The sequence below is a fragment of the Streptomyces monomycini genome, assembly GCF_022271435.1.
Classification (GTDB): Bacteria; Actinomycetota; Actinomycetes; order Streptomycetales; family Streptomycetaceae; genus Streptomyces; species Streptomyces monomycini.
In genome coordinates this window covers 196,213-216,968 of sequence record NZ_JAFIQY010000003.1, presented here as the reverse complement: position 1 = coordinate 216,968, position 20,756 = coordinate 196,213, and the positions used below count along the sequence as shown (strand labels likewise).

Genomic DNA, 20,756 nt, shown 5'->3' with positions numbered 1-20,756 from the left:
GGTGGGCGGCCCGGGTGCGTACGGTCACCCGGGTGCGAACGGCTGGGGGCCCGGGGACGGCTTGGGGACGGGACGGTGATCCGCCACCGGCGCGTTTGGAGGGGGGTGCACCGGTGGCGGGTGCTGCCGGCCGCAGGCGGCGGAGAGGGTGGTCAGCAACGCAGCCAGCAGCGAGGCCGACACCGCACTGCGGGGTCACACAGCACACCGTTTTGACGGTCGGCGGGCCGGGTGGGTTCCCCGGTTCGGCGTGAATACGGGAAAAGGTACGGATGTGGGGCGATGTGTTCTTGAGGCGGTCACAGGGGGGCGCAGAAACGTTTCCGATGCCGGGCGCGGTGGCCGGGATCTCCGAACCTCAGTAACTCAGTACCCCCGTACCTTCGTGCACCCGTATGCCCGTAACCTCGTACGGCCGTAGCTCCGTACGCCCGTGCCTCCGTACGCCCGTACCTCCGGACCGGTCCACCACACGCCGACATCGCGATCCGCGTAAGCGATGTGAGCGATGTAAGCGTGACGCCTCCTACCAACCGGCCCCCTCATGCCCGGGCGCCACGAACAGCCGCGGTCGGCAAAGCCTCCCGACTCCACTCACCTCAAGACGCAGCCGACGCCACCAGTCGCACCAGATGCTCGCGCCCCGCGCTCAACAGCCCGGGAAGGTCAGCGGCGCGCGGATACCACCGCTTCTCGTACTCCCAGCACAGCCAACCGTCCCACTGGGCGCGGACGAGTGCGCCGACGCAGTCGGCCAGCGGGACCGAGCCCGCGCCGAGCGGCAGGGGAGCGGTGTCCTCGGCCGAGGCAACGTCCTTGACCTGCACGAACCCGAGATACGGGGCGAGCGCAGCGAACGTGTCGGCCGACGCCTCGCCACGGAGCCACGGGTGAAGTACGTCCCAGAGCACACCGATGTGCCGGTGCCCCACGGGCCCCACGATCCGCGCCGCGTCGGCACCACGGGGATGCGAGTCGTGCGTCTCCAGAAGAACGCGCACGTCCCGCTCCGCCGCGAACGGCGCGACCGCGGCCAGATGCCGGGCCGCCTCCGCATCGGCTTCCTCGGCGGGGCGGTCACCCCCGCCAGGGAACACCCGCACGAACTTCGCTCCCAGGTCCGAAGCGAGTACGACCAGCTCGGTCAGCTCCGCCGCCAGTTCCTCCTCGCCGCGTTCGTCATGGGCCGCGGCCACCCGCGCGTACCCGGACACCGCCAGGATCTCCATTCCGGCGTCGGCGAACTGCTGACGAACCGCGGTCCGCTCACGCAGCCCGATGCGCGGATGCACCTGTTCCTCGGGGTGGGCCCGCAGCTCCACCCCGTCGAATCCGGCGCCGGCCGCCAGCCGCACGACCTCGCCCACCGGCATCCCGGGGACTCCGAGTGTCGAGAACGCATATCGCATATCGCTCATGAGAACCATGTGAACACAGATCAGAGCGGCAAACGCCAGTCCTGTCCGATGAGGTCCCGCCCGAAACTGTGGTGCGGCTTCTCGGCGGTCAGCTCGAAGCCCGCGCGCTCGTAGAGGACGCGCGCCGAACGCAGTACGGAGTTCGTCCACAGGACCAGTTCGCGGAAGCCGGCCTCGCGGGCGAAGTCGACGCACGCGGATACAAGTGCTCCACCGACGCCGTGCCCGCGGGCTTCCGGCTCGACCAGGAGCAGTCGCAGCCGGGCCGTACGAGGCGGTGTCCCGCCCGCCGGCCCGACGGCCGTGTCGATCCCGGCCCGTACGCACATGACGGCGCCCACCCGTTCGCCGTCCAGTTCGGCGATCCAGACGCGGTCCCAGCGCGCGTCGCGACGCTCGCCGTATTCGGCGACGATACGGGCCACCAACGCCTCGTAACCAAGATCGAAACCGTACTCCCGCGCATACAGGACGGCATTGCGCTGCACCATCCAGCCGAGATCGCCAGGCGCGGGGGCGCGCAGCCGCAGCGCGGGTTCCGGGCGTCCCGCCGTGCTGCCGAGCAGTTCCCGTATGGTCGCCATCGACTCCGTGAGGCGTGCCCGGTCCCAAGGGTGAAGACGGTTGAGGAGCGTCCCCGCGGAGTCGCACGAACGTTCCTCCAAGAGATTCGCTGTCGTGCGGCCGTCCTCGGTGAGCGTGATGCGCTGCCGCCGCCCGTCCCGGTCGGAAGGCCCGCGGGTGATCAGTCCGCTCTCCTCGAACCTGCTCAGCAGCCTGCTGAGGTATCCCGCGTCCAGGGAGAGCGCGGTGCGCAGGTCGGCGGCGTCCACCCGCTGGGTGTGCGCGATCTCGTACAGGACCCGGGCTTCGGTGAGCGTGAACGGGGTGTAGAGGTGGCGGCCGTAGTCGAGCGCGCCGATGAGATTCGTGTAGAAGCGGTTGAACCTGCGGAGTTCCTGTACCTCGTGGGCTGACATGGCGCTTCCCGTCTTACCGTTGACCCAGTCAAGGTTGACTGCGTCAAGAGTACGGTACGGAAGTGGAAGCGCGCGCCATCAACTCCCCGCGGTACGCGGCGACTTCTCCCGGCGGCGACACCTCACGCCCCATCGCCAGCCGCCCGGCCCGCGCGCCGGCTCCCTGAAGTGGCAGCCGTACGGTGGTGAGCGCCGGAGCCGCGTCCGCGCTGAACGGAAGATCGTCGAAGCCCGCCACGGAAACGTCGCCGGGTATCCGAAGGCCGCGGTCACGCAGCGCGGCGCACACGCCGAGAGCGGCGGTGTCATTGGCCGCGACGACGGCCGTCAAGGAAGCGTCTCTACGGAGCAGCTCCTGGGCGGCGTCGTAGCCGGCGGCGCGGTCGTAAGCGCCGTGGACGGTGCGGTGGGCCGGGTCAGGGATGCCGTGTGCGGCGAGGGCAGCCCGATGACCCTCCAGGCGGTGGCGGGTGGTGGTACGGCCGGGCGGACCGGCGACGTATCCGATGTTCCGGTGACCGAGCGAGACCAGGTGCTCGGTCAGCCGTCGGGCGCCACCCCGGTTGTCGAAGGCGAGAGTGACGGGGCGCGGGGGGACGGACCGCTGGGCGAAAAGGCCGCCATGAGAGGCGGTACGGACATGGAGATGCCCCACGGTGGCGTGTACGTGGGGGTCCGGGGCGACTCCAGGGCGCTGCGCGCCGGTCCCGACTGTCACAGGCGGGCGCCCGCACAGCACCACCCGGGTCCCTGCTCCAACGAGGCGCATCAGGGCCGCAGCCACGGCCTCAGCGTGAACGGCGTCCTCGACCGCGCCGCCAGTCAGGACAACTGCGGACGCTCGCTGCCGATGGAGCAGTGTCAGGTAGGTGAGTTCACGTTCCGGGCAGCCGCCGGTGTTGCACACGACAGCCAGTTTTTCGTCGGTCCGCGCCAATGGGTACGAGGCGCTACCAGGGCGACGCGTATCGCCCTCACCCGTTCGGGTGGCCGCTCCGCCGGCCCTCGGGGTGCCTGAGCCACCGCTCACCTCGGACTGTACGGCTGAGGCGAGGATCCCGAAGAACGGGTCGGCGATGTCGTTGACGAGAATGCCCACCAGGCCCGAAGTGGCGGCAGCCAGCGCACTGGCCGGGCCGTTGACCACGTATTCCAGGTCCGACACGGCGCGCAGCACGCGGGCTCGGGTGTTCTCGGCGACCGGGTAGTTGCCATTCAGTACACGCGAAACGGTCGCTGTCGAAACCCGCGCCCGCGCCGCGACGTCCGCCAGTGTCACTGCCATCGATCGCCCCGCCCCCTGTCGTGCCTCTTGTCCTGGCCTCGTGCCGCAGGCTAGCTTCTCCCGCGATGGAAAGCGCTTACTACGCGTTTCTGCTCCGCGCTCACCGTCGGCTTGGCCACCGTCGTCATGAAACGTCAACCGCCGTCCTCCGCTTGCCGTGCGCGCCGGAGTCCGTACCGCGCCTGCTCCGTGAGCCGAGTTCTCCAGAAGGAAGGGCCGGACCGTGACACGCACGACCGTACGCATCGCCATGAACGGCGTGACCGGACGCATGGGCTACCGCCAGCACCTGGTCCGCTCCATCCTCGCGCTGCGAGAAAACGGCGGACTGGACCTCGGTGACGGCACGGTGATCTGGCCCGAGCCGATTCTTGTGGGCCGCGCCGAACACAAGCTGCGGGCGCTCGCCGAACGCCACGGCCTGGAGCACTGGAGCACCGACCTCGACGCGGTGCTCGCGGACGACAGCGTCGACATCTACTTCGACGCCCAGGTCACCGCCGCGCGGGAGGAATCCGTCAAGAAAGCGATTGCTGCCGGAAAACACCTGTACTGCGAAAAGCCCACCGCCACCAGTCTCGACGGCGCGCTGGAGCTGGCCCGCCTGGCCGACGAAGCCGGCGTCAAGCACGGCGTGGTGCAGGACAAGCTCTTCCTGCCCGGCCTGCTCAAGTTGCGCCGCCTGGTCGAAGGGGGGTTCTTCGGGCGCATCCTGTCCGTGCGAGGGGAATTCGGCTACTGGGTCTTCGAAGGGGACTGGCAGCCGGCGCAGCGCCCGTCCTGGAACTACCGCGCTGAGGACGGAGGCGGCATCGCGGCCGACATGTTCCCTCATTGGGAGTACGTTCTGCGCGAACTCTTCGGCCCAGTGCGGACCGTGCAGGCCCAAGTCGCCACCCACCTGCCGCGTCGCTGGGACGAGAACGGCAAGCCGTACGACGCCACCGCGGACGATGCCGCGTACGGAATTTTCCAACTGGACGGCGGTGTCGTCGCCCAGATCAACTCCTCCTGGGCGGTGCGGGTTCAACGCGACGAGCTGGTCGAGTTCCAGGTGGACGGTACGGAAGGCACCGCCGTCGCGGGACTGCGCTCGTGCCGCATTCAGCACCGCGCCGCCACCCCCAAGCCGGTCTGGAACCCGGACCTCCCGGCAACCGAACCGTTCCGCGAACAGTGGCAGGAAGTACCGGACAACGCCGAATTCGACAACGGCTTCAAGGCGCAATGGGAACTGTTTCTGCGCCATGTTGTACGGGACGAACCCTGGCGCTGGGACCTGACCGCGGGCGCGCGCGGTGTCCAGCTGGCCGAACTGGGACTGAAGTCGTCGGCGGAAGGCCGCCGCCTGGACGTGCCGGAGCTCGGGCGATGAGCGGCCGGGGGAGCGGTGCACCCGGCAAGCCATCCACAGTCGGCACACCTCGCACCAGCAACCCCCTCCCTACAGTCGGCACACCTCCGTACGGAGCCGTGCGCACGACCGGACTGACGCCCGGGCCGGACCGGACAACCGGGGCTCCCCCCACCTCTCGTACTGTCTTCGCCGCTGCCCACGTGGTCGCCGACCCCTTCGCCGACACCACCCCCGAAAGCCCTGCCGCCATCGACTGGGATGCCACCCTGGCCTTCCGCCACCACCTGTGGTCGCACGGTCTGGGCGTGGCCGAGGCCATGGACACCGCGCAGCGCGGTATGGGCCTCGACTGGCCTTCGGCTGCAGAGCTGATCCGCCGCTCCGCCGCCGAAGCGGCAGGAGCGGGCGGGCGCATCGCCTGCGGAGTCGGCACGGACCAACTGGCCGCGGCCGAAGTGAGCCTGGCTGACATCCGGGCTGCCTACGAGGAGCAGCTCTCACTCGTGGAAGGCGCAGGCGCCCAAGCCGTCGTCATGGCGTCCCGGCACCTCGCCGCGACAGCTGCCGGGCCGGAACCGTACGTCGAAATCTATGGGCACCTGCTGCGCCAGGCGGTCGGGCCGGTGATCCTTCATTGGCTCGGCCCGATGTTCGACCCGGCTCTGCGGGGCTACTGGGGCAGCGCGGATCTGGACCTGGCGACCGGGACGTTTCTTCAGATCATCGCCGAGCATCCCGCCAAGGTGGACGGCGTGAAGGTGTCGTTGCTGGACGCCGACCGCGAGGTGCGACTGCGTCGGCGTCTCCCGGAAGGTGTGCGTTGCTACACGGGCGACGATTTTCACTACCCCGAGCTGATCGCCGGCGACGCGCACGGCTTCAGTGACGCGCTGCTCGGCATCTTCGATCCTCTCGCCCCGCTGGCGGCCGACGCCCTGCGTCTGCTGGACGGCGGTGACACCACCGGATTCTGCAATCTGCTGGACCCCACCGTCGCGCTCTCCCGACACCTTTTCCAGACACCGACGCGGTACTACAAGACCGGTGTCGTCCTGCTCGCCTGGCTCGCAGGGCACCAGTCGCACTTCACGATGGTCGGCGGCCTCCAGTCGGCGCGCTCGCTGACCCACCTGAAGCGGGCGTACGAACTGGCCGACGGCCTGCACTTGTTCCCGGACCCGGAGCTGGCGGCGGCCCGTATGCGCCGACTCGCCTCGGTGTACGGAGGCGCGGAATGAGCAGCGCCCTCCCCACTCGTCCGGAAGAACCGGACACTCTGTTCTCCCGTTTCAGCCTCAACCAGCAGACCGTCAGGCAATGGTCGCTGCCCGAACTCGTCGACGGTTGCGCAAATGCGGGAGTACGCGGCGTCGGCCTCTGGCGCGCTCCCGTGCAGGACTACGGAGCGGCCGCCGCCGCCCGGCTGGTGCGGGCCGCGGGGCTGACTGTCACCAGCCTCTGCCGGGGTGGTTTCTTCACCGCCCTCGACTCGAAGGAACGCGCGGACGCGCTGGCCGACAACCGGGCCGCCATCGAGGAAGCCGCCACCCTCGGCACCGAAACCCTCGTCCTGGTGTCAGGCGGGCTGCCTCCGGGCAGCCGCGACCTCCGGGGAGCCCGCGAGCGCGTCGCCGATGCGCTGGGCGAACTCGCCCCGTACGCAGCCGATGCGGGGGTGCGCCTCGCGCTGGAACCGCTCCATCCCATGTACGCGGCGGACCGCTGCGTCGTGTCCACCCTCGCCCAAGCCCTGGCGCTGGCCGAGCGGTTCCCGTCCGAGCAGGTGGGCGTGGTCGTGGACACCTACCACTTGTGGTGGGACGACACGATCGGTTCGCAGATCGGCCGCGCGGGCGCCGGCGGCCGTATCGCGGCTTTCCAGCTCGCCGACTGGGTGACGCCACTGCCCGCTGGCGTCCTGCTGGGGCGGGGCCAACTCGGGGACGGCGCGGTGGACCTGCGCTGGTTCCGGGAACAGGTGGACGCCGCCGGTTACCGCGGGCCCGTCGAAGTGGAGATCTTCAATCCGGCGCTGTGGGAGCGGCCGGGGGCAGAGGTGCTGGCCGAAGTCGTCGAGCGGTTCACCCGTCACTTCGTGCACGCCAGGTAACGATGGAATAACTCACCGGATCCGTGCAACCGTTCCCGGGCCGGGCGGGTCGTACTTGTCGTCAGGCTCCCGAGGGGAGAGGGAACCGGGGGGATCCGAGGGGGGATCTGGGGGCCGCACGGAGGGGGAATCGAGGGGCCCGGTCTGCGGACCGGGCCCCTCGAAGCGTCTGCGGCACGGGTGGCGATCCAGCGTGACGAAGTGGTCCGTGGTAGCTGTGGGAATCACCGGACAGCAGCCGTCGTGCCCCGCAGCAGAGCCTTCCGACCGAGTTATCCACAGGCCCGAACGCGATGTCGGACCTCGGCGGTACCGTCGGTCCATGTTCATTCCAGCCGTGGTCGAAGGGGTCCTGGAGCGGATCACCTACGCCAATGAGGAGACCGGTTACACGGTCGCCCGTCTCGACACGGGCGGCTCCGGCGATCTCCTCACTGTCGTCGGTTCGCTGCTGGGCGCGCAGCCGGGGGAGTCGCTGCGGCTGGAAGGCCGTTGGACCTCCCACCCGCAGTACGGACGGCAGTTCACCGCCGAGAACTACACGACGGTCCTGCCTGCCACGATCCAGGGCATACGCCGCTACCTCGGCTCGGGCCTCATCAAGGGCATCGGACCGGTCATGGCCGACCGCATCACCGGACACTTCGGCCTGGACACCCTCGACATCATCGAGAAGGACCCGAAGCGCCTCGTCGAGGTGCCCGGGCTCGGTCCCAAACGCACGAAGATGATCGGCGAAGCCTGGGAAGAACAGAAGGCCATCAAGGAGGTCATGATCTTCTTGCAGGGGGTCGGCGTCTCGACCTCCATCGCGGTGCGCATCTACAAGAAGTACGGCGATTCCTCGATCTCCGTCGTCAAGAACCAGCCCTACCGTCTCGCCGCCGACGTCTGGGGCATCGGTTTCCTGACCGCCGACCGCATCGCACAGGCCGTCGGCATCCCGCACGACAGCCCGGACCGGGTCAAGTCGGGTCTGCAGTACGCGCTCTCGCAGTCCACCGACCAAGGGCACTGCTACCTCCCGGAAGAAGAGCTGATCGCCGCGGCGGTCAAGCTGCTCCAGGTCGACACGGGGCTGGTCATCGACTGTCTGGGCGAGCTGGCGGGCGACCCGGAGGGGGTGATCCGCGAGACCGTGCCGTCCCCGGAGGGGGGCAACCCCATAGAGGCCATCTACCTCGTCCCGTTCCACCGGGCCGAAACCTCTCTCGCGGCGCAGCTGCTGCGGCTGTTGCGCACGCAGGAGGACCGGATGCCGTTGTTCCGGGCCGTGGCGTGGGACAAGGCGCTGGCCTGGCTGGCCAACCGGACGGGAGCCACGCTGGCGCCCGAGCAGGAGGCTGCCGTACGGCTGGCGCTCACCGAGAAGGTCTCCGTGCTCACCGGCGGCCCCGGCTGCGGCAAATCCTTCACGGTCCGCTCGATCGTGGAGCTGGCCCGCGCGAAGCAGGCCAAGGTGGTGCTCGCGGCTCCCACGGGACGGGCCGCCAAACGGCTGGCGGAGCTCACTGGTGCCGAGGCGTCCACGGTGCACCGGCTGCTGGAGCTCAAACCGGGCGGGGACGCCGCGTACGACCGGGACCGGCCGCTCGACGCCGACCTGGTAGTGGTCGACGAGGCGTCCATGCTCGATCTGCTGCTGGCCAACAAGCTGATCAAGGCGGTGCCGCCAGGTGCCCACCTCCTCCTGGTGGGCGACGTGGACCAGCTTCCTTCGGTGGGTGCGGGCGAGGTGCTGCGGGATCTGCTCGCCGAGAACTGCCCGGTCCCGGCCGTACGGCTGACCCGGATCTTCCGCCAGGCCCAGCACTCCGGCGTGGTCACCAACGCCCACCGCATCAACGAGGGCTTCCTGCCGATCGTCGAAGGGATGGCCGACTTCTACCTCTTCATCGCGGAGGACTCCGAGGAAGCCGGCCGGGTCACGGTCGACGTGGTCGCGCGCCGGATCCCCGCGAAGTTCGGGCTGGACCCGCGGCGGGACGTCCAGGTGCTCGCCCCCATGCACCGCGGTCCGGCCGGAGCCGGAACGCTGAACGGCCTCCTCCAGCAGGCTCTCACCCCGGCACGGCCCGAATCGCCGGAGCGCCGCGCCGGAGGCCGGGTGTTCCGGGTGGGCGACAAGGTGACGCAGATCCGCAACAACTACGAGAAGGGGCACAGCGGCGTCTTCAACGGCACGGTCGGCGTCGTCATCAAGATCAACCGGGATGAACAGTGGCTGACGGTGCTCACGGACGAGGACGAGGAGATCTCGTACGATTTCGACGAGCTGGACGAGCTGGCGCACGCCTACGCGGTGACCATCCACCGTTCCCAGGGCAGCGAGTATCCGGCAGTGGTGATTCCGGTCACCACCGCCGCGTGGATGATGCTGCAGCGGAACCTGCTCTACACGGCCGTCACGCGGGCAAAAAAGCTGGTGGTGCTGGTCGGCTCGCGCAAGGCTTTGGGGCAGGCTGTACGCACCGTGTCCGCCGGTCGAAGGTGGACCGCGCTGCGCCATCGACTCGTCGGTGCGGTGCGTGGTCACCTCTTCCCCAATCGGGGCGAAGGGGAGCAGGATGGGCAGCTGGAGCGGCACTGAGTGCCGCCCACAGGCCTTATGGCCGACCCCGAGTGCACAGCCAAGGTCCAAATGGGGGAAGGTATAGGCAGTCAGGGCACCTCGAAGAAGAGGCACAACGTCGGTGAGGGATGACGTGAGCGACAACTCTGTAGTACTGCGTTACGGGGACGGCGAATACAGCTACCCGGTCGTCGACAGCAGCGTCGGCGACAAGGGCTTCGACATTTCGAAGCTGCGCGCCCAGACCGGTCTGGTGACCCTGGATTCCGGTTATGGCAACACTGCCGCGTACAAATCCGCGATCACCTATCTGGACGGTGAGAACGGGGTTCTTCGGTACCGCGGCTACCCGATCGAGCAGCTCGCAGAGCGCAGCACGTTCGTCGAGACCGCCTACCTGCTGATCAACGGTGAGCTGCCCACCGTCGACCAGCTGGCGACCTTCAAGCAGGACATCACCTACCACACCCTGCTGCACGAGGACGTCAAGCGGTTCTTCGACGGCTTCCCGCGGGACGCCCACCCGATGGCGATGCTGTCCTCCGTGGTCAGCGCGCTGTCGACGTTCTACCAGGACAGCCACAACCCGTTCGACGAGCGGCAGCGCCACATCTCGACGATCCGGCTGCTGGCCAAGCTTCCGACGATTGCTGCGTACGCGTACAAGAAGTCGGTCGGCCACCCGGTGGTCTACCCGCGCAACGACCTCGGCTACGTCGAGAACTTCCTGCGCATGACCTTCTCGGTGCCGGCCGCCGAGTACGACCTGGACCCGGTCGTGGTCAGCGCTCTGGACAAGCTGCTCATCCTGCACGCGGACCACGAGCAGAACTGCTCGACCTCCACCGTGCGCCTGGTCGGGTCCTCGCAGGCGAACCTTTTCGCCTCGATCTCGGCCGGCATCAACGCGCTGTGGGGCCCGCTGCACGGCGGCGCCAACCAGTCGGTGCTGGAGATGCTGGAGGGCATCCAGCGCGACGGCGGTGACGTCGACGCCTTCATCCGCAAGGTGAAGAACAAGGAAGACGGCGTGAAGCTCATGGGCTTCGGGCACCGCGTCTACAAGAACTTCGACCCCCGGGCGAAGATCATCAAGGCGGCGGCGCACGACGTCCTCTCGGCGCTCGGCAAGTCCGACGAGCTGCTGGACATCGCGCTCAAGCTGGAGGAGCACGCGCTCTCCGACGACTACTTCGTCTCGCGCAAGCTCTACCCGAACGTGGACTTCTACACCGGCCTGATCTACCGGGCCATGGGCTTCCCGACCGAGATGTTCACCGTGCTGTTCGCGCTCGGCCGGCTGCCCGGCTGGATCGCCCAGTGGCACGAGATGATCAAGGAGCCGGGTTCCCGTATCGGCCGCCCGCGCCAGATCTACACCGGGGTCGTCGAGCGCGACTTCGTTCCGGTCGAGGAGCGCTGAGCGACTCCGTCCGCCGGGACAGCTGCTGACCGGCCGGCCGGCCGTGTGGCGGCCCGGGCCGGTCCGTTCAGCAGAAAGCGCCCCGCCTCCAGATCCCCCCACGGGTCCGGAGCGCGGGGCGCTTCCCTTGTTCCCCGGGTCGGATTCCCCCCACGGGATCCGTCCGGGCGCTTCAGGGTGGTGCCCGCGATCTGCCGGGACGCGCACGTACGGGAGGGCCGCTCAAAGCTCCCCGGGCACGTCGCCCCGGCCACGCGTTGCCGGGCAAAGTCCCCCAAGACCAGCCTGGCCGTTGCGGTACAGGCCCCGCCGAGGTGCCTGCACCGCACGGTTAGACTCGCGACCCCCCACAATGGTTACGTTCCAAGCGGTGTGATCTGGGTCTCTTGCCATAACTGGGCGAATACGGTCAAGGGCCTCGATCTGCAGATCGAGGCCCTTCCGTATGGGTGTTGTGTCAGTTGTAGGGAAGTTGTGAAGGCGAAAAAAGCCCGCGTCGCACGCATCCGTCAGCGGAAGTGCCGCAACCGGAGGCTGTTGCTGACCACGAAGACCGAAGAAAAGGCCATCGCCGCCCCCGCGATCATCGGGTTCAGCAGGCCGGCCGCCGCCAGCGGAACGGCCGCGACGTTGTATCCGAAGGCCCAGAAGAGATTTCCCTTGATCGTGGCGAGTGTCCGGCGGGCCAGCCGGATGGCGTCCGGCGCGACCCGCAGATCGCCGCGTACGAGGGTCAGGTCCCCCGCCTCGATGGCCGCGTCCGTACCGGTCCCCATCGCCAGGCCCAGGTCGGCGGCGGCCAGGGCGGCCGCGTCGTTGACGCCGTCGCCGACCATCGCCACGCTGCGGCCCTCGCCGCGGAGCCGCTCGACCACCGCGACCTTGTCCTCGGGCAGCACCTCGGCGATCACCTCGTCGATGCCCACCTCGGCTGCCACGGCGTCGGCCACCGCCTGATTGTCCCCGGTCAGCAGTACTGGAGACAGCCCCAGCTCGCGCAGCCGGCGTACCGCTTCGGTGCTGCCCTCCTTGACGGTGTCGGCAACCGACAGCAGGCCGCGTGGCTGCCCGTCCCAGCCGACGAGTACGGCGGTCCGCCCCGCGGCTTCGGCGGCCTCCCTGGCGGCGCTCAGCGCCTCCGGAAGGGCACTGGACGCCGTCCCGCCTTCCGTGTTCTCGCGCAGCAGCCGTTCGCGCCCGACGAGGACACGACGGTTTTCCACCACGCCACGTACGCCGAGGCCCGCCACGTTCTCGAAATGTTCCGGCTCCGGCAGCTCGCCCAGGCGCTCGCGGGCTCCCTCGGCGACAGCGCGCGCGATCGGATGTTCCGAGGCGTGCTCCAGCGCCCCGGCCAGCCGCAACAGCTCGTCCGCCGTGACGCCCGGCGCCGGCACGGCCTCGTGCAGACTCATCCGCCCCGTGGTCACCGTGCCGGTCTTGTCCAGCACGACGGTGTCGATGCGACGGGTGGACTCCAGGACCTCGGGCCCCTTGATGAGGATGCCGAGCTGGGCGCCTCGGCCCGTTCCGACCATCAGGGCGGTGGGCGTCGCCAGGCCGAGAGCGCAGGGACAGGCGATGATCAGTACGGCGACGGCCGCCGTGAACGAAGCGGTCACATCGCCGGTCGCCAGCAGCCACCCGGCCAACGTGCCGAGCGCCACCAGCAGCACGACGGGGACGAAGACGGCGGAAACCCGGTCGGCGAGCCGCTGCACATCGGCCTTGCCGCTCTGCGCGTCCTCGACCAGGGCCGCCATGCGCGACAGCCGCGTGTCACCGCCGACCCGGGTGGCTTCGACCACCAGCCGGCCGCTGGTGTTCACCGTCGCGCCCGTCACACCGTCACCGGGGGCCACATCGACCGGTACCGATTCGCCGGTCAGCATCGAAGCGTCGACGGCGGAGGAGCCCTCCACGACCGTGCCGTCCGTGGCGATCTTTTCCCCGGGGCGTACGACGAACCGGTCGCCGACGGCCAGCTGCTCCACCGGGACGCGCACCTCACGCCCGCCCCGCAGCAGCACCACGTCCTTCGCGCCCAGCTCCATCAGCGCGCGCAGCGCGGCGCCCGCCTTCCGCTTGGAGCGCGCCTCCAGGTAGCGGCCCAGGAGCAGAAACGCCGTCACCCCGGCCGCTGCCTCCAGGTAGATGGCCGAGGAGCCCTCCGCGCGGGCCACCGTGAAGTCGAAACCGTGCCGCATACCGGGCATCCCCGCGTCACCGAAGAACAGTGCCCACAGGGACCAGCCGAAGGCGGCGAGCGTCCCGAGGGACACCAGGGTGTCCATCGTGGCGGCGCCGTGCCGCAGATTCGTCCAGGCGGCCCGATGGAAGGGATACGCGCCCCAGGCCACGACGGGCGCGGCCAGCGTCAGGCACAGCCACTGCCAGTTGTCGAACTGGAGCGAGGGGACCATCGACAGCAGGACGACGGGAACGGCCAGCGCGACGGAGACGAGGAGCCGCTGGCGCAGTCCGGCCAGTTCCCGGTCGTGAGCGCCTGAGCCGTCCTCCCTGGTGGACGCGGCGTCGGCGTCCTGACCCGAAGCGCCGGCCGGGGACGGCCCCGACGGTTTCGTGGATGCGGCGGGCGCGGGCCGTTGCGCGGTGTAGCCCGTCTTCTCGACGGTCGCGATCAGGTCGTCGACCGATACCTCGTCGCCGTACTCGACCCGGGCCTTCTCGGTGGCGAAGTTGACGGTGGCGCTGACGCCCGGCATCCGGTTGAGCTTCTTCTCCACGCGCGCCGCGCACGAGGCGCAGGTCATGCCGCCGATGGCGAGCTCGACCCGCGCCTGTGCGGTCGTACCGGTCATCGGGCTCAGGCCGCCGGGCCTTCGAGTTCGTAGCCGGCCTCGTCGACCGCCGCGCGCACGGCGGCCTCGTCGAGCGGGGCCTTGGAGGCGACGGTCACCAGGCCGGTGGCGGCGGACGCCTGTACCGAGTGCACGCCCGGAATCTCGGAAATCTCGGCGGAGACGGCGCCTTCGCAGTGACCGCAGGTCATACCGCTCACCTTGTAGGTGGTGGTCACGTCGCCCACCTGGACGTCGGTGGCCCCGGAGTTGCAGGAACCCTCGGGGGAGCAGCAGGAACCGTTGGTCTGTTCGGCAGTCATGGGTCTCTCCTTGGTGCGTGTGGTCGCCGTGCTCGAAGTTTTCACTGCCATGCACGGGTGGCGTGGGAAATCCGGAGTCCCGAGAGTCCCCGGTGTTTCCCGACGATCTCAACTCTATACCCCTAGGGGGTATAGATGCCAGGTGTGGACGTCAGGTGTCCGCTTGCGCTGGAGGGGTGTGGGGCGGAGGTGGCGTGGCCTTCGGCGGCCCGCTGGGCGCTTGGTTGCGTGGCGCTCCGGCGGTCCCGTACGGTCCGGGATGCTTCGCGGGGCGTGACGGCGGGTGCTCTCCGAGTGGGCCTCCGAGGGTTCCCTTGTCGCGGCGGCGCGCGATAGGGCGCGGAAGTTTCGGGAGCGTCGCGCCGGGGACACGCTGCACGGTGGTTATCGGTAGCGGCGCGGGTTTCCGGGTGTGATCGCTGCGGCTGTGGCTGTGGCTGTGGTGTGTGCGGACGGGCGTGTCGGCTGACGGGGCGGGATGGGCGCCCGGTGCGTCGACCCGCGACACAGGGATGATCTTCCCTTTGTGGTAGAAAAGCGGCTTATGTCGCAGTCCGCAACGCTCGTATTGATCATGGCGATCGCCGTGGCCGCCCCGCTCCTCGCATACGGCCTCGGCCGCTGGCTGCCCGTACCCCTGGTCATCTTCGAGATCGTGCTGGGCATCCTGATCGGCCCGGACGTCCTGGGCTGGGCGCACTCCGGAGAAGTCATCAACGCCCTCTCCGACCTCGGACTGGCCACCTTGATGTTCATCGCCGGGTACGAGATCGAGTTCGCCAAGGTCCGCGGCGACACCCTCAAGCGCGCCGGGTACGCATGGATCGTCGCGCTCGTCCTCGGCCTGGCCGTCGCTCTCGGTTTCGCCGCCGGCGACTTCACCAAGGCGATCGTGGTCGGCACCGCGCTCACCAGTACGGCGCTCGGCACCGTACTGCCCGTACTGCGCGACTCCGGCGACCTGGGAACCCGCTTCGGATCGGTGATGATGGCCACCGGTGCGGTCGGCGAATTCGGGCCGATCATCGCGATGGCGCTGCTGCTCAGCGGACGCGACCCCGGCGAATCGACCATCCTGCTCTTCGCTTTCGCGCTGCTGACCGCCGGTGCCGTCTACTGGGCCCTGAAGCCCAGCCCCATGTGGTTCTACCGGATCATCGCCCGCACGCTGCACAGCAGCGGCCAGTTCGCCATCCGGCTGTTCGTCCTGCTGCTGGCCGTGATGCTCGGCATCTCGCAGGTGTTCGGGCTGGACATCCTGCTGGGCGCGTTCGCGGCCGGGATCATCATGCGGCTCGTACTGCACGAGGCCGCGCCGGACAGCAGTCAGGAAATCCTCGGACGGCTGGAGGCGATGGGCTTCGGCTTCCTGGTGCCGCTGTTCTTCATCGTCACCGGCGTCGAGTTCGACCTGTCGTCCCTCTTCGAGAACGGACGCTCACTCCTGCTGCTCCCGCTCTTCCTCGTACTGCTGCTCGTCGTACGCGGACTGCCGCTCGTCCTGCTCGCGCCGCGCGACCTGGGCCGCAAGGACCGCGCCGCGCTGATGCTGTACGGGTCGACGGCGCTGCCCCTGGTCGTCGCGATCACCACGATCGGCCAGGACAGCGGTGTGCTCGACGCCGGCGAGGCGGCGGCCATGGTGGGGGCGGCGATGATCTCCGTGCTGGTCTTCCCGCTGGTGGCCATGCGGCTGCGGGCGGGTGCGGAAGGGCTGGCGCCGATTCCGGAAGGGCCGCGGAAGGGCGCGTCGGAGTCCTGGTGAGTGGGGGGCCTTCCCTTTTCGCTCGCCCTCTCCGCCCACTCCGCCCTCTCCGCCCACTCCGGGCGTTTGCGGGCTTTCGTTCACTCCGCGCTTTCCGAGGGGCGTGCGCCGTCGCGGCCGTACGCACCCGCTTCTCCTGCGGCTTCCGCGGCGGCGCGCACGTCCGCGACTCTCACCGCCTCGCCGGTGCGGCGGGAGCGGTCGCACGCCTCGGCGACGTACAGCGCCTCCAAGGCCTCGGCGGGCGAACACGGGTTCTTCGTACGGCCGGCGGCCACGTCCACGAAGGCGCTCAGCTCGGTGACGTACGCATCGCGGAAACGTTGCATGAACGTCGCGTACGGGGCCGACTGCCGCCAGGAGACATGCGGTTCGGCGCTCGGCAGCGGGGCCCGGTCGTCGAGACCGACGATGCGCGCGCCCTTGGAGCCGCACACTTCCAGGCGGACGTCGTGGCCCGCGCCGTTGTAGCGGGTCGCGGTGACCGTGGCCAACGTGTCGTCGTCGAAGCGCAGAAGGGCGGCGCAGGTGTCCACGTCGTCGCCGTCGGCGAAGAAGGGGGCGCCGCGGTTGGCGCCTTGCGCGTACACGGAGACGACTTCGCGGCCGGTGAGCCAGCGCAGGATGTCGAAGTCGTGAATGCTGCAGTCGCGAAAGAGGCCGCCGGACGAGGGGATGAAGGCCGCGGGCGGCGGCGACTGGTCGCTGGTGCAGGCGCGGAGCGTGTGGAGCCAGCCGAGATCGCCGGACCGCAGCGCCTCGCGGGCGGCCCGGTAGCCACGGTCGAAACGCCGCTGGAAGCCGATCTGTACGGGGACGGTGCCGGCGCCGGAACGTTTCACCACGTCGAGCGTCCCTGCGACGTCCAGCGCCACTGGCTTCTCGCAGAAGACCGGCACGTCGGCGTCCAGGGCCTGGTGGATCAGTTCGGCGTGCGCGCTCGTCGCGGCGGTGATCACCACGCCGTCCAGGCCGTCCGCGTACATCCGGGGGAGGGTTTCGGCTGCCTCGGTACCGAGGGTGTCCGCGAGCACGCGTGCGCGGGCCGCGTCGGCATCGGCGACGACGACGCTGTCCACGCCGGGGACGGACTTCAAGGTCTCGGCGTGGAACGCTCCGATGCGTCCGGCGCCGATCAGGCCGATCTTCATGTGCCGACTCCTGTCGTCCGGGGTGGACGGCGACCGGTTGAGGAAGCGTTTCTTCGCAAGGCTTCAGGGACCTCAGAGGCTTGGGCGGCTCGTGGCTCGACTCTTCAGCCTTGGGGGCCACCGAAGCTCCGTCGCAGCGTGCATGTAAAGACATAGTGATGTCAACCCCTGGGTGTACACGCGCGGGTACTCAGATGCCCGGGTGACGAGCCCGGTTCTTACGGCTTCGTTTGCCGTTCGCCGGTGTTCTTCCCGGCGGCGATTCCGCGGTCGACCGCGCGCAGAAGAGTGAGCAGCATCCCGTTGAGCGGAGTGCGGATGCCGTGGCGTTCACCGGCACGTACCACCGCGCCCGTGATGTGTTCGTGCTCCATGGGGCGGCCGGCCAGGCGGTCGTAGAGCATCGACGAGCCGCCGTCCGGCGGAACCATCGCGTACATCTCCAGTACGCGGTCGATGTCGGCCTCGTGAACGTGCGCGCCCTCCGCCCGCGCGACCGCGGCCGCCTCGTCCAAAATGTCCCGGGCGAGGGCGGCCATACCGGGGTCGGTGAAGATGCCCATGCGCTGCTGGAGGAGGGCGGTGAGCGGGTTGGCCGCGAGGTTGGTGAGGAGCTTCTTCCAGGAGACCGTCGTGAAGTCCGGAGCGGGTACGACCTTGAGACGGCCGGCGGCGAGGAGATCGGCGAGACGGGTGGCCAACGGTCCTTCGGGTACGTGGATCTCGTTGCCCGCGTAGTGCCTGACCCGGCCGGGGGCGGTGCATTCGGCCGACGCGTAGATCACCGCGGGCAGGATGTCCGTGCCGTCGGGGGTGTGCGGGGCCACGCGTGCGGTGTGGTCGATGCCGTTCTGGAGTACGACGACGACCGTGCCCGAGTGGCAGAGCCGGCGCAGCCAGCCGCCGGCGCCCGCGGTGTCCTGGGCCTTGGTGGCCAGGAAGACCCAGTCCGCGGGCTCGGCCGTCTCCGGATCGACGGCGAAACGTATCGGGGCGTCGATGACCTCGCCGTCCGTTTCCAGGACGAGCCGGTCCACCGGTGTGCGCCGGCACAGTGTGACGTCGTGCCCGGTCAGGAAGGTCAGTGTCGCCACGAATCCGCCGATCGCGCCGCCGCCGATCACAGCGATGCGAACAGGCTCGGCCGGTACGGGTAGGCACGGCATGCGCCGAGCGTAGCGCCGCCGCAGCCGGGTTGCGGAGGCCCCGCGCGGCGATTGCGCGGGGCGCTGGGAGGGAGAGGCGTCAGTCCTTGTCGCGGCGCCCGCCGTGTCCGGGGCGCTGGGCGACCCAGGTGCGGATGGTGTCGGCGAACCAGTACGGTCTGCCGCCCTCCACCAGGTCCGGTGGCGGCAGTAGCCCGTGTTTCCGGTAGGACCGCACGGTGTCGGGTTGGACTCGGATGTGTGCGGCGATCTCCTTGTACGACCAGAGTCTGCGGTCGGTCATCTGTCTCGCACCTCCCTCGGCCGCGCGCGGTGACGGCCCGGGGAGCCGACGGAAGAACCGCACGCGGTTTGGTGATCACTCAGCCTGTGCCCGGTGAACGACAGCAGGTGAGCAGGGGCGAGGGCCTGTTGATCGGCTGTGACGGAAGACCCGCGTAATGGTGACAGCTGTGACGAACGGGGCATCGCTGTCACGGGATGGAGAAGGGGGAGATGGAGAAGGGCAGCTAGAGGGGGAGGGGTGCGGATGGGGAGAGACGGTGGGGCGCTGTTCGGCCCTCGTCCCTCCGTACCGCAGCCCACCTCTGCACCTCTTTACGGCTTCACGTCCTCACGGCTTCACGTCCGCGCCTCCCCACCATCGTCCCCGCTGCCCGCTCTGCGCAGTTCGTGCTCCAGGTCCTCCAGGGCCATCCCCTTGGTCTCCGGGGCGTACCGCTTGCAGAAGAGCAGGGACATCACGCACATCAGGCCGAAGAGCCAGAAGGTGATGCTCGCGCCCGCCGCGTCGAGAAGTACCGGGAACGCCAGCGCCACCGTGAAATTGGCCAGCCACATCACGAACACGGTCGCGCCCATGGCCAGCCCGCGCACCGTCAGCGGGAACATCTCGGCGAGCAGCAGCCAGACTCCGGTGTTCAAGGTCGCCTGCATGAAGCCCATGTAGAGGACCATGAGGGCGAGGACGAGGTAGCTGACTCCGGTGGACCTCGGGAGGTGGAAGGAGGCCCCCAGTAGGGCCAGTGAGACGGTCATTCCGGAAAGGCCCGTGAGCAGCATCGGTCGTCGTCCGACCTTGTCGATCAGCGACATGCCGATCGCGGTGGCGACGACGGAGATGGCGCCGACCGCGATGGTGGCCGTGATCGCGGCGTTGGTGCCCAGGCCGGTGGACTCCAGGATCTTCGGCGCGAAGTAGATGACCGCGTTGACGCCGGTGATCTGCTGGACGACCGCCAGCCCGACGCCGATGAGCAGGATGCGCCGTACCCAGGGCGTACGCAGTTCCTGCCGGACGCCGCGCCGCGCGTCGGCCTCCATCGCGCGGGCCTGGCCGATGCGGTCCAGCTCCCCCTCGGCCTCCTCGGCGGGCAGGGTGCGCCGCAGAACTTTCGCGGCCTGTTCCGTACGTCCCTTGCTGATGTACCAGCGTGGCGTGTCCGGCAGGAAGAAGAGCCCGACGAACAGGGCGATGGCCGGTAGCGTCGCCAGGCCCAGCATCCAGCGCCACGCTTCCCACCGGGCGAGGACCGCGTTGATCAGGTAGGCCAGCAGCTGCCCACTGACGATCATGAGGGAGTTGAAGGAGACCAGCCGGCCCCGGATGTGCGGTGGTGCGATCTCCGAGAGGTACAGCGGTGTGATCACCGAGGCGCTGCCCACCGCGAGACCGAGCACGAAGCGCGCCGCGACCATGAAGACGACGGTGGGGGCGAGCGCCACGGCCACGGCACCGCCGATGAACACCGCGCCCGCCCACAGCAGCGCGGCGCGCCGCCCCAGCTTGTCCGACATGCGCCCGCCGGTCAGCGACCCGAATGCCGCACCGATCAGCAGGGCGCTGGTGATGATGCCTTCACCGAGTGAGGTGAGGCCGAAGTGCGCCTCCATGAAGGGGAGCGCGCCGGAGATGACGCCGGTGTCGTAACCGAACAGGGCGCCGCCGAGAGCGGCGATGGCAGCGATACCGATGATGAAGCGCTTGGCGTTGCGAGGGGTGGGGGAGACGGGAGGAGCGGACGAGGTGGAGGTGGTGTGAGGTTCAGATGATGTGTTGAGTTTGGAAGACATGGACGGTGCCGATGGTGTGGATGTTGTAGAAGTGCTGGATGGTGTGGACGGTGTGGGAGGTGTGGAGGGGGAGGAAGGCCTGCCAAGTGCGGACATGGGCAGCGGCTCCAGTTCTTCTTGGCGCAGGCCTTTCGGCCGGTGACGCGGTTCGCGTCACCATTCCGGGCAGGCCGGAACGCGCGCTGTGGCGTGGGGTGGCGCACGGACCGCAACGCGAAGCGCCGCGCCGACCGCGGCGAGAGGAAGCGCGCGAACCGCGACGAGAGGAGCGCGCGTCCAAGATGAAAAGCAGCGCGCCAACCGCAACATGAAGCAGCGGCGCGCCGCTACGG

15 protein-coding genes are annotated in these 20,756 nt (G+C 69.3%); 6 read left to right on the top strand and 9 right to left on the bottom strand.

Going from position 1 to position 20,756, the window contains the following annotated elements:
- Positions 1 to 599: 599 nt before the first annotated feature.
- From JXZ78_RS05500 to JXZ78_RS05490, 3 genes are read right to left on the bottom strand one after another with little or no spacing between them, the layout of a single operon-like run.
- The gene (locus JXZ78_RS05500) at positions 600 to 1,409 is read right to left on the bottom strand and encodes a sugar phosphate isomerase/epimerase family protein (RefSeq protein WP_030018922.1); all 810 of its coding nucleotides are present in this window, start codon (positions 1,407 to 1,409) and stop codon (positions 600 to 602) included.
- A gap of 29 nt (positions 1,410 to 1,438) precedes the next feature.
- Positions 1,439 to 2,398: a bifunctional helix-turn-helix transcriptional regulator/GNAT family N-acetyltransferase gene (locus JXZ78_RS05495; RefSeq protein ID WP_030018923.1), complete on the bottom strand. Its 960-nt coding sequence runs from the start codon at positions 2,396 to 2,398 to the stop codon at positions 1,439 to 1,441.
- Between the two features lie 43 nt (positions 2,399 to 2,441).
- Positions 2,442 to 3,683, bottom strand: coding sequence for a LacI family DNA-binding transcriptional regulator (locus JXZ78_RS05490; RefSeq protein WP_030018924.1), 1,242 nt, complete (start codon positions 3,681 to 3,683; stop codon positions 2,442 to 2,444).
- A gap of 223 nt (positions 3,684 to 3,906) precedes the next feature.
- On the opposite strand from JXZ78_RS05490, the gene JXZ78_RS05485 reads away from it, so the two are divergent.
- The 5 genes from JXZ78_RS05485 to JXZ78_RS05465 all read left to right on the top strand — a co-directional run bounded on the left by JXZ78_RS05485 (position 3,907) and on the right by JXZ78_RS05465 (position 11,145).
- On the top strand, positions 3,907 to 5,058 hold the full coding sequence (locus tag JXZ78_RS05485; protein WP_030018925.1) for a Gfo/Idh/MocA family protein: 1,152 nt from the start codon (positions 3,907 to 3,909) through the stop codon (positions 5,056 to 5,058).
- Positions 5,055 to 6,278 carry a dihydrodipicolinate synthase family protein gene (locus tag JXZ78_RS05480; RefSeq protein WP_078624079.1) on the top strand — a complete coding sequence of 408 codons (1,224 nt, stop codon included), beginning with the start codon at positions 5,055 to 5,057 and terminating at the stop codon, positions 6,276 to 6,278. Before JXZ78_RS05485 ends, JXZ78_RS05480 begins: the two co-directional genes overlap by 4 nt.
- Positions 6,275 to 7,150 carry a sugar phosphate isomerase/epimerase family protein gene (locus JXZ78_RS05475; RefSeq protein WP_050502237.1) on the top strand — a complete coding sequence of 292 codons (876 nt, stop codon included), beginning with the start codon at positions 6,275 to 6,277 and terminating at the stop codon, positions 7,148 to 7,150. Before JXZ78_RS05480 ends, JXZ78_RS05475 begins: the two co-directional genes overlap by 4 nt.
- Positions 7,151 to 7,472: 322 nt before the next feature.
- Positions 7,473 to 9,740 (top strand): SF1B family DNA helicase RecD2, encoded by a 2,268-nt coding sequence (gene recD2 / locus JXZ78_RS05470; RefSeq protein ID WP_033037327.1) that lies wholly within the window; start codon positions 7,473 to 7,475, stop codon positions 9,738 to 9,740.
- Positions 9,741 to 9,855: 115 nt separating this feature from the next.
- Positions 9,856 to 11,145 (top strand): citrate synthase, encoded by a 1,290-nt coding sequence (locus JXZ78_RS05465; RefSeq protein WP_030018929.1) that lies wholly within the window; start codon positions 9,856 to 9,858, stop codon positions 11,143 to 11,145.
- Between the two features lie 509 nt (positions 11,146 to 11,654).
- On the opposite strand, the gene JXZ78_RS05460 is transcribed toward JXZ78_RS05465, so the two are convergent.
- Positions 11,655 to 13,967, bottom strand: coding sequence for a heavy metal translocating P-type ATPase (locus tag JXZ78_RS05460; RefSeq protein ID WP_238782684.1), 2,313 nt, complete (start codon positions 13,965 to 13,967; stop codon positions 11,655 to 11,657).
- 5 nt (positions 13,968 to 13,972) lie between these two features.
- Positions 13,973 to 14,269: a heavy-metal-associated domain-containing protein gene (locus JXZ78_RS05455; protein WP_030018930.1), complete on the bottom strand. Its 297-nt coding sequence runs from the start codon at positions 14,267 to 14,269 to the stop codon at positions 13,973 to 13,975.
- Positions 14,270 to 14,813: 544 nt separating this feature from the next.
- Between JXZ78_RS05455 and JXZ78_RS05450 the strand changes: the two genes are divergently transcribed.
- The gene (locus JXZ78_RS05450; RefSeq protein WP_030018931.1) at positions 14,814 to 16,034 is read left to right on the top strand and encodes a cation:proton antiporter; all 1,221 of its coding nucleotides are present in this window, start codon (positions 14,814 to 14,816) and stop codon (positions 16,032 to 16,034) included.
- A gap of 80 nt (positions 16,035 to 16,114) precedes the next feature.
- Here JXZ78_RS05450 and JXZ78_RS05445 read toward each other — a convergent pair whose 3' ends face one another.
- The 4 genes from JXZ78_RS05445 to JXZ78_RS05430 form a co-directional block, all read right to left on the bottom strand.
- The gene (locus JXZ78_RS05445; RefSeq protein ID WP_050502238.1) at positions 16,115 to 17,185 is read right to left on the bottom strand and encodes a Gfo/Idh/MocA family protein; all 1,071 of its coding nucleotides are present in this window, start codon (positions 17,183 to 17,185) and stop codon (positions 16,115 to 16,117) included.
- A gap of 218 nt (positions 17,186 to 17,403) precedes the next feature.
- Positions 17,404 to 18,351, bottom strand: coding sequence for a 2-dehydropantoate 2-reductase (locus JXZ78_RS05440; RefSeq protein WP_030018933.1), 948 nt, complete (start codon positions 18,349 to 18,351; stop codon positions 17,404 to 17,406).
- A gap of 79 nt (positions 18,352 to 18,430) precedes the next feature.
- The gene (locus tag JXZ78_RS05435; RefSeq protein WP_030018934.1) at positions 18,431 to 18,634 is read right to left on the bottom strand and encodes a helix-turn-helix transcriptional regulator; all 204 of its coding nucleotides are present in this window, start codon (positions 18,632 to 18,634) and stop codon (positions 18,431 to 18,433) included.
- A 338-nt stretch (positions 18,635 to 18,972) separates the two neighbouring features.
- Entirely contained in the window at positions 18,973 to 20,424 is a 1,452-nt protein-coding gene (locus tag JXZ78_RS05430) for a sugar porter family MFS transporter (protein WP_078624080.1), read from the bottom strand.
- Positions 20,425 to 20,756: the final 332 nt, after the last annotated feature.